The sequence below is a fragment of the Lactobacillus equicursoris DSM 19284 = JCM 14600 = CIP 110162 genome (assembly GCF_001434815.1).
Lineage (GTDB): Bacteria > Bacillota > Bacilli > Lactobacillales > Lactobacillaceae > Lactobacillus > Lactobacillus equicursoris.
The window spans coordinates 1-2,772 of record NZ_AZDU01000088.1 but is presented as its reverse complement, the minus strand read 5'-3'; the positions used below and the strand labels follow the sequence as shown (position 1 = coordinate 2,772).

1 protein-coding gene is annotated in these 2,772 nt (G+C 48.1%); it reads left to right on the top strand.

Annotated elements, in window-relative coordinates; translation table 11 throughout:
• Positions 1 to 198 precede the first annotated feature (198 nt).
• Positions 199 to 2,772, top strand: a 2,574-nt coding sequence (locus tag FC20_RS10945; protein WP_236697667.1) for a glycosyl hydrolase 53 family protein, incomplete at its 3' end; no start/stop codon positions are given.

The following is a 2,772-nucleotide window of genomic DNA, read 5'->3' as shown; positions in this document are numbered from 1 at the left end:
CTTCGACGCAAGCAGCGGCGACCTCGCTGCCGTGAACAAGGGTGCCAAGTACGGCGATCCAATCAAGGTCAACGTTTCAGCTGCCCTGAAGTGGGTAAAGAATTTATAATTAAAAAAAGTCTAACTATGATAGTTAGACTTTTTTCCTGGATCATGTAATCAAGTTTGTGAATGTAAAAGAATAATTAGGTGAATCTAATGGGAAAAAAGATCAAGCACTTTAAGTCAAAGAAAAGTTTATTGACTGGCTTAGCGGTTTTGACGGCGACCACGGGTTTAGCTTATGGCAACCAGGTTAAGGCTGATACGACCGATGCAGCGCAAGCAGAAGCTAAGACGGTTCAAGAAGACAAGACAAATGCTGTGCAAAGCGGCCAAACTGCAGAGGCTGCGGCTAAGACTGACAGCCAAGACCAAAGTCAAAAGACGGCTGCTGAAGCTGACCAAACTACCAAGGCTAGTGAGACTGTGCCTTCTGTCCAAAGTGCTAATCCGCAAGCAGCTAAGGCTGGTCAAGCAACGCAGGCCGTTACCGCTATGCAGACCAAGACGACTACCCAAGCTAAGAAGAGTACTTTTGTCACCGAAAAGGGCAAGACTTCTTACTACGATGCAAATGGTCAGGTTGTTAAGAGCAAGTACTTCAGTGCTAATGGTAAGAACTACTATGCGGATTCAACCGGCGCCATTGCTAAGAATACGGTTAAAAAGGTTAATGGGATTACTACCCGTTTTGGCAAAGATGGTGCCGAAAATGATGGCTTAGACCATAGCCAGCTGCTCAGAGACCAAATCGAATTCCAAACCGCGACTAAGTTAAAGGGCAAGGTTAAGTACGACTGGACGGAAAGCAAGGATAAGTTCCAAGAATCCGCAGCCCACGAAATGGCGCAGCTTTTGGCGCAAAAGAGCGTCAACAACGACGACAAGGTTATCTCTTCTTTAATGGAGAAAAATTCATCAATGCCTGGTAAGGTTTTGGCTAGTGTTGTGATGGATGTCAGCCAAAAGAACCTGGATGCCAAAGCTGTAACTAGCGCTTTGCTGGCTAAGCTGGGTAAAACTGATGCTGCTAATGCCGTACTAGGTGCTGGCTACTACGATGGCACGGCTGCTGCCTTACTGTACAAGGTGGAACAAGTGGCCAAGGCTGAACAAGCAACTTCTAAGCTTGATCCAGAAATTACTGCTGTTTACAGTGATGCCGGCAAGGTCAAGAACTCAATTACTAACAAGATGAGCGATAGTGACCAGACTGCCTTAGTTAATGGCGTTTCTGCTAACTTGTTCACTGGCGATAAGGGGACGGTCATCAGCCAAGATGTGCTAAAGGCAATTTTTGCCGGACTGTACGGCGACGATACTGCCTACAACGGCCAAGCTGATTATGTTGACAATAGTGGCAAGACTTACCACTACCAATACTGGCAAGTAGGAAAGGATAGCGCGGAAAAACTAGCTAACTTCTTGAAGCTGAACAGCGGCGTCAAGTACGGCGACACCATCAAGGCGCAATTTACTGCGACCTTGGTTGCTGGCAGCGGTCAAAAGACCCAGGCAGTGGATGAAACGCCAACTAGCAAGAAGACCAGCGATGAAATTACGGCTGCCTACACGACCGGTGATGAAACGGGCCTGCGCTATGAAAGCGTCAAGGTAGAAAAGATCCCTGGCATGAAAGACGAAATGGCCCGCGGGGTAGACATTTCTACTTACCAAGCCATGGCTAATGCCGGTGTTAAGTTCTATGACTTTGACGGCAAGGAAGCCGACCTCTTTAAGGTTTTGGCTGATGCCGGCGTCAACTGGGTACGTCTTCGTCTTTGGAATGACCCATACAACGCTGAAGGCTTAGGCTATGGCGGCGGCAACACCGATGAGGAAACGCTCATCAAGACCGCACAAAAGGCCAAGCAATACGGGATGAAAGTCCTTTTGGACTTCCACTACTCCGACTTTTGGGCTGACCCACAAAAGCAGATTTTGCCAAAAGCTTGGAAGAACCTGTCACAGGCTGAATTAAACAAGTCAATCTCCCTTTACACGCAAAAAGTTTTGACCGATCTGAAGGATGCTGGCGTTAGCCCAAGTATGGTCCAAATCGGCAACGAAATTACCAAGGGTGCTTTTGGCATCACGGCTGGTCAAAGACACAATGGCTCATGGAGCGAACTTTGGCAAGGCAACGATGGCAAGTTGATTGCTTCTTACCTGGCAACGGCTGCTAAGGCAGTTAGAAAAGCTGACTCCAGCGCCAAGATTGCCGTTCAATTTGAATCACCAGATGTAAATAAGTACCGGTCTCTGATGACGGTTTTGAAGAACAGCGGGGTTGACTATGACTACCTTGGTACTTCTTACTACCCATTCTGGGGCAGTGACAGCAACAATCCATCAAACTTGCTTAAGGTTGAACAGATGGCCCAAAAGGAATTTGGCAAGCGCGTTGTTGTCATGGAAACCAGCTGGCTGAATAATGTCAATGACTCAGATGGCACTGGCGACAACATCGGTTATGCACCAAGTGACTACGCAGTAGGTCCACAAGGGCAAGTCGATGAAGTGACGGCTTTGTACAAGGCTTTGGTTGCCGGCAACGGCGTTGGCGCCTTTTACTGGGAACCAGCTCAAATTGCGGTAAGAGCAGGTTGGAACAGCTGGAACTACAACAAGATGATGGCCAACGTCTACGGCACTGGCTGGGCATCCAAGTACGCTATTGGCTATGCTCCAGATGACGAAATGTACTGGAACGGCAAGGAAACTTGGGGC